We start from the raw sequence: 6266 nt of genomic DNA, 5'->3' as shown, positions 1-6266 counted from the left end.
AGATCAACGCACTCTAAAAACGGAAGAGCCCCTTTATGCCTCAGCGCATGCGTGTTGACGGCCCACAGTACGCCGTTGCCTCTGGCGTTGCCGGCGGCTTTATGAATACCTTGGCCGGCATCGCGGGCCCGGCCATTACCGTTTACGCGCAGGCCTCTCGTTGGCCAGCGCAGACGTTTGCGGCCACCTTGCAGCCGCTTTTCTTTGTCTCCGGCGCATTGTCCTTGCTGTTCAAGGAAATCAGCGCTGACGTCTCCGTCTTCTCCACCACGCCGGTTATACTCTGGCCGCTGTGTCTGGCTGCCATGGTGGTGGGTATATTTTTGGGCACTCGCGTTTCTCGGCGAGTGCCCATTGTGCAAGCCCGAAAGCTCGCGGTCATTCTGGCGACTACCGGCGCGGCAGTCACTATGCTTCGCGGAATCTCCGCAACTTTTGGCGCTTAGGCTTGCTGTTCCGCCTGCCAGCCTCCCCTGGCTGTTACTTCAACGGCTGTTACTTCAACAGCGAAGACAGGAAGTTGCGGGTGCGTTCGTGCTGTGGATTCCCCAGCACCTCATCCGGGGTGCCCTTTTCCACAACCACGCCGTCAGCCATGAACACAACCTGGTCGGCGACTTCGCGGGCAAAGCCCATCTCGTGCGTCACGACGACCATGGTCATACCCTTATCGGCCAGACCATGCATGACGTTGAGAACCTCACCGACGAGCTCCGGGTCAAGAGCGGAAGTCGGCTCATCGAAGAGCATTAGCTTCGGTTCCATGGCCAGTGCACGAGCAATGGCAACTCGCTGCTGCTGGCCGCCCGAGAGCTGAACAGGGTAGGCGTCGGCCTTGTGAGCCAGACCAACAGTCTCCAGCAGCTCCATGGCACGCTTTTCAGCCTGCTCCTGGGAGACACCCTTTACCAGCACTGGTGCCTCGGTGATATTTCCCAGCACCGTGCGGTGCGGGAACAGGTTGAAGTTCTGGAACACCATGCCAATATCGCGACGCTGACGGGCAGCTTCTGCGGCGGAGATTTCGTAGAGGCTACCGTTCTTTTCGCGGTAGCCAATCAGGGAACCATCGACGTAGAGACGGCCTGCATTGACCTTCTCCAGGTGGTTGATACAGCGCAGCAGTGTGGACTTGCCGGAGCCCGAAGGGCCAATGAGGCAGGTAACCGTACCGCGTGGAACCTCCAGGTCGATGCCCTTGAGGACCTCGAGACGGCCGAAGTTCTTCCGAACCCTTTGCGCCTCAACCATCAAATCTTTGGTAGTCATTTACTGCGGATCCTCTCGGTAGAAGTGCTCTTCGTCCTTATCGACAACGCGAGCATTTGCAAGCGGCACACCTTCGGCGTCGGCAAGCGCGGCCAGCTGGCGGGCGGTGAGCTGACGGGTAGCGCCGCGGGCGAAGTAGCGCTCAAGGTAGAACTGGCCGACCATCAGAATCGATGTGATGACCAAGTACCAGGTGGCGGCGACCAGCAGCATCGGCACCGGCAGGAATAGAGCATTGGCGATATCCGTGGAGCGGCCGTAGAGTTCCAGCGAGAACGGCACTGCGATGACCAGCGAAGTGGTCTTCAGCAGGGAAATGAACTCGTTGCCCGTCGGCGGGATGATGATGCGCATGGCCTGCGGCAGGATGGTGCGGCGGACGGTCTGCCACCAGCTCATACCCAATGCTTTCGATGCCTCGGTCTGCCCCTCTGGGACAGCCTGGATGCCGGCACGGACAATTTCAGCCATGTATGCGGACTCGTTCAAGCCGAGACCGACGAATGCCAGCACGAAGGTATTGGAGAGAATGGTGCTTAAATCAACCTCGGTAACGCCCAGGTCAATCGTCGAGTAGATAGTGCCGAGGAGACCCCAAAAGACCAGCTGCACGTAGACCGGCGTTCCTCGGAAAACCCACAGGTAGAACCAAGCAACTGTGGACAGAACGGGGTTTTCCGACATGCGGAGCACTGCGACGATGGCACCGCCGACGACACCGATGAGCATGGCCAAGACTGTCAGTGCAATGGTCCAGCCAGCGGCAGCGGCGATTCGTGTGTCGAACAGGTACTGGAAGTAAACATCCCAGTGGTAGGCCTCATTGCGGGCGGCACCGATGATGAACCACAGGAAGAGCACCAGCAGCACTGCTGCGGTAATCCAGCGCCCCGGGTGTGGCAGCGGTTTGGCCTTAATTTCTTCGTTGAGTTCCGCCTGTGTGGCCTCGTAGCGGGCGCCAGACGCAGATGAGTCGCTCACTTAAAGTTCCTCTCCGTTAATAGTGGCGCGTTCCAAAGCACCGTCTTCCAAACCCCATGTGGTCAGGATTTGCTTGTACTGGCCGTTGTCGATGAGGTACTGCAGTGCCTGCTGCAGCACTGGGCCGAGTTCTGAATCCTTCGGAATAGCGAAGCCGAACGGGGCACCATCGTAGATATCTCCGGCAAGTTCGAGTTTGCCCTCGGAGCGATTGACCGCGTAGGCACTGACTGGTGAGTCAGCGGCCAATGCATCAGCACGCCCCAGCACCACGGTGGTAGCGGCGGTACCAGCATCCTGGTAGGCCAACTTGTTAATTGGTGGCAACCCACGATCCAGACAATCCTGATTCTTTACCGGCAGGTCCTCCATGTCAGCGACGGTATTGCGCTGAACGGCGACAGTTTTGCCACAGTAGTTGTCGGAGCTGGCGTCGCTGCCCGGGCGACGTGCCCACTGCAGGCCGGTATCCAGATAGTCGACGAAGTCGTAAGTCTTGCGGCGCTCCTCGTTTGAGGTGAATCCGGATGCGCCAACATCGACTGCGCCGGCCGACAGGGCCGGCAGAATCAGTGCGAAATCCTGTTCTTGGATTTCAATCTTCAGGTCCAAGACACTGGCCATGGCTCGGATGAGATCGATGTCGAAGCCGATGATGGAACCGGCGGAATCCTTAAACTCTGCCGGGGCGAATGTTGGGTTGGTGCCGATGCGCAATACTTCGCGCTTACGAAGATCTGCTGGGACCTGTTTCGCCAGTTCGGGGACCGCTGCCGGTTTGATTTCTGACCAGCCCTCGGGGTTACCGCTTTCGTCATTGGTGACGCAGCCTGTAAGCCCTAAGAACAAGGTCGCAGTCAGCGTGGCAGCCGCCAATGCGATGGGTCTTTTCATATCTGAATATGTTACCTAGGCGCAGTAATACCTTAAATTCGGTACCCCTATTCAGCTGCGCTTCAGGCTGGTGTAGGAAAACCGCACACTTTTCAGGCTTCTGGGAGTGGGGAACTGCAGGTACTGGCTGCGAAACACTGAACAAGACTCGGGCCTGGACAAGGAACAAAACCTTATCCAGGCCCGATTTACAAGGGGACGCTGAGCATCGCCGGATTTCTAGTTTGCGTCAGCAGAAGCTAGCCCTGAGCCGGTGACATCGAGCGGCTCGACCGCGCCGGATGCCGGGTCACTCAGTGCGGCATCGCGGACCGCCTTCGCCACGGCTGGCATCACGCGCGGATCCAGGGCCGACGGAATAATGCGGTCGGCACTTAGGTCTTCGACGCCAACACCTGCAATCGCTTGGGTAGCAGCCAATTTCATAGCTTCGGTGATGCGCTTGGCACCTGCCTCCAGTGCGCCACGGAACAGACCCGGGAAGGCCAGCACATTATTAATCTGGTTCGGGTGATCCGAGCGGCCGGTGGCCACCACTGCGCCGTACTTGCGAGCGATTTCCATCGGGATTTCCGGAATCGGGTTGGCCAGCGAGAACAGAATCGGGTCAGCGGCCATCTGGCTAATCGCATCCTCGCCGATACGGCCGGCAGAGACGCCGATGAACACGTTAGCGTCGACAAGCGCATCGTTGATCGAACCGGTGATACCGCGCGGGTTAGTCATGCCGGCGACCCACTGCTTGATGTCACTCAGTGGCTCGCGGTCCGGATGGATGATGCCGCGCGAATCGACGACAACGATGTCGGACACGCCAGCGGACAGCAGCATCTTCGTCGCAGCGACACCAGCGGCACCAGCGCCGGAGATGACCACGCGGAGATCCTGGAAGCTGCGGCCGGTCAGCTTGCAGGCGTTGATTAGGCCGGCGGCGATGACAATGGCGGTACCGTGCTGGTCGTCGTGGAAGATTGGGATGTCGAGCTCTTGGTCGAGACGCTGCTCAATCTCGAAGCAGCGAGGCGCGGAGATGTCTTCGAGGTTCACCCCGCCAAACGACGGTGCCAGCGCCTTGACCGTCTGGATGATTTCCTCCGTGTCGAGGGTATCCAGGACGATTGGCACCGCAGAGATACCGGCGAACTGCTCGAAGAGCTGGGCCTTTCCTTCCATAACTGGCAGTGCAGCCTTGGGTCCGATGTCGCCGAGGCCAAGGACTGCGGTGCCGTCGGAGATCACCGCGACGTTCTGGCCGGTCCAGGTGTAGGTGCGGGCCAGGGCCGGATCTTCGTGGATGGCCTCACAGACACGGGCGACACCTGGGGTATAGCCGATGGAGAGGTCGCGAATCGTCTCGAGCTTCATGGTCGAGTGCGAGCGGAGCTTACCGCCACGGTGCGCCTCGAAGATTTCCGCATCGGTGATGGTCGACGGATCTGTGGGGGCGGTGTCTTCTGGCACGGCGTGAAGCGGCGTCTTAGGGGAGTTCGCGTTCGCAGTGTGGTCGGAGGAGCTAGAGGAAGAATTCGCAGCAGGCATGATGACAGTCCAAAACGTGTTGAGTACTGAGTACTTTGTACTTTGAGAAAACTCGACCGCGGCGAGAGCTGCTGGTGGGCAGCACGCAAAGCCGGGAGCAAAAGCTGGCGAGTGATACGTAGTGGTGTGTGTAAAACTGAACCAGTCTTGCTATACGGGATTGGTATCTCATTATATGGACGGTGGGGTGGAAAATAAAATCTTTGCGGTTGGGGGAGCGGGGGCGGAACCTTGCTGCTGAAGCTCAGTTTGCGTCACCTCGCGCCCTATAATCAGAATTCAATCGATTGAAAGGCCCATTTCGTCCCATGCAAGATCAGACCAAGCTCATCCACGCCGGCTACGTCCCAGGTAATAAAGACCCACGTCAGGTGCCGATCATTCAGTCAACGACCTACACGTTCGACTCTTCCGACGACATCGCTGCGGTCTTCGACGAGCCAACTCACGCACTGATTTACTCCCGCTTCGCCAATCCAACGGTTATGGCCGTCGAAGAGAAAATCGCCGACCTTGAGGGTGGCGCCGCAGCAATGGCTACTACCTCCGGCCAGGCGGCAACTGCACTCGCAATCATGAACCTTTGCTCCGCGGGCGACTCGTTTGTCACCTCATCTGAGATTTACGGCGGTACCTCCAACCTCTTCGCTACCACGCTGAAACGCTTCGGTATCGAGGCAATCTTCGTCGATCAGAATGCCTCCGAAGAGGAAATCGCCGCGGCATTCAAGCCGAACACCAAGGCGCTATTTGGTGAAATCATTGCCAACCCGGCGATGAGTGTGCTCGATGTCGAGAAGTTCGCCCGCATCGCCCACGGCCAGGGGGTACCGCTGATTGTCGACAGTACCTTCGCCACCCCGATCCTGTGTAAGCCCATCGAACACGGCGCAGACATCGTCGTCCACTCCACTTCTAAGTACATGGACGGCCACGCAATCCAGGTCGGCGGCGTCATAGTCGACTCTGGCAAGTTTGACTTCACCAACGGCAAGTTCCCCGGCTTTACTGAGCCCGATGAGTCCTACCACGGCGTCGTCTACACCAAGGACTACGCCGTCGCGCCGTTTGTCATTAAGGCGCGCATGCAGCTACAGCGCGACTTTGGCGCGTACCCATCTGCTCACTCCGCCTTCATGCTGAACCAGTCGCTCGAGAGTCTCGATGTCCGCATGCGTCGTCACTGTGAGAATGCGCTGAAGGTCGCCGAATATCTCGAATCACGCACGGATTTGCTTAACGACGTTCGTTACCCCGGCCTGAAATCTTCCCCATACTACGAGCTTGCTCAGAAGTACCTCGACGGAGCTTCCGGTGTGGTCACGATTGACCTCAAGGGCGGCCGTGAAGCTGGCACGACCTTCATGGATGCGCTGCAGCTGGTGACCCGTCAGGTGCACGTGGCCGACTCCCGTTCCTGCGTGCTGCACCCGGCTTCCACCACGCACCGCCAGGTTCCGGATGAGCAGCTGCCGGCGGTGGGAATTACCCCTGGTCTTGTTCGACTGTCCATTGGTTTGGAAAACGTTGACGATATTATTGCCGATATTGAGCAAGCGCTGGCCAAGGTTGAAAGCTAGTTT

General features: G+C 58.6%; 6 protein-coding genes. 2 read left to right on the top strand and 4 right to left on the bottom strand.

Going from position 1 to position 6266, the window contains the following annotated elements; genetic code table 11:
- The first annotated feature begins 35 nt into the window (after positions 1-35).
- Positions 36-446 (top strand): TSUP family transporter, encoded by a 411-nt coding sequence (locus HMPREF2614_RS02780; RefSeq protein ID WP_070560078.1) that lies wholly within the window; start codon positions 36-38, stop codon positions 444-446.
- Positions 447-495: 49 nt separating this feature from the next.
- Here HMPREF2614_RS02780 and HMPREF2614_RS02775 read toward each other — a convergent pair whose 3' ends face one another.
- The 4 genes from HMPREF2614_RS02775 to HMPREF2614_RS02760 all read right to left on the bottom strand — a co-directional run bounded on the left by HMPREF2614_RS02775 (position 496) and on the right by HMPREF2614_RS02760 (position 4683).
- A complete protein-coding gene (locus HMPREF2614_RS02775; protein WP_038625699.1) occupies positions 496-1269 on the bottom strand; it encodes an amino acid ABC transporter ATP-binding protein in 774 nt (257 codons plus the stop codon).
- A complete protein-coding gene (locus tag HMPREF2614_RS02770) occupies positions 1270-2187 on the bottom strand; it encodes an amino acid ABC transporter permease (RefSeq protein WP_370547264.1) in 918 nt (305 codons plus the stop codon).
- Between the two features lie 63 nt (positions 2188-2250).
- Positions 2251-3144, bottom strand: coding sequence for an ABC transporter substrate-binding protein (locus tag HMPREF2614_RS02765; protein ID WP_038625697.1), 894 nt, complete (start codon positions 3142-3144; stop codon positions 2251-2253).
- A gap of 219 nt (positions 3145-3363) precedes the next feature.
- On the bottom strand, positions 3364-4683 hold the full coding sequence (locus HMPREF2614_RS02760) for an NAD(P)-dependent malic enzyme (protein ID WP_038625696.1): 1320 nt from the start codon (positions 4681-4683) through the stop codon (positions 3364-3366).
- Between the two features lie 308 nt (positions 4684-4991).
- Here HMPREF2614_RS02760 and HMPREF2614_RS02755 point away from each other — a divergent pair, with 308 nt between their 5' ends.
- Positions 4992-6263 carry an O-acetylhomoserine aminocarboxypropyltransferase/cysteine synthase family protein gene (locus HMPREF2614_RS02755; protein WP_038625695.1) on the top strand — a complete coding sequence of 424 codons (1272 nt, stop codon included), beginning with the start codon at positions 4992-4994 and terminating at the stop codon, positions 6261-6263.
- The last annotated feature ends 3 nt before the right edge of the window (positions 6264-6266 follow it).

Source organism: Corynebacterium sp. HMSC074C11 (genome assembly GCF_001809455.1).
Taxonomy (GTDB): Bacteria; Actinomycetota; Actinomycetes; order Mycobacteriales; family Mycobacteriaceae; genus Corynebacterium; species Corynebacterium amycolatum.
The sequence above is the reverse complement of the archived record's forward strand: the minus strand, read 5'-3'. Positions and strand labels throughout refer to the sequence as shown.

Coding starts and splice junctions, on each gene's coding strand:
- HMPREF2614_RS02780 (WP_070560078.1), top strand. CDS start 36: ATGCCTCAGCGCATGCGTGTTGACGGCCCACAGTACGCCGTTGCCTCT.
- HMPREF2614_RS02775 (WP_038625699.1), bottom strand. CDS start 1,269: ATGACTACCAAAGATTTGATGGTTGAGGCGCAAAGGGTTCGGAAGAAC.
- HMPREF2614_RS02765 (WP_038625697.1), bottom strand. CDS start 3,144: ATGAAAAGACCCATCGCATTGGCGGCTGCCACGCTGACTGCGACCTTG.
- HMPREF2614_RS02760 (WP_038625696.1), bottom strand. CDS start 4,683: ATGCCTGCTGCGAATTCTTCCTCTAGCTCCTCCGACCACACTGCGAAC.
- HMPREF2614_RS02755 (WP_038625695.1), top strand. CDS start 4,992: ATGCAAGATCAGACCAAGCTCATCCACGCCGGCTACGTCCCAGGTAAT.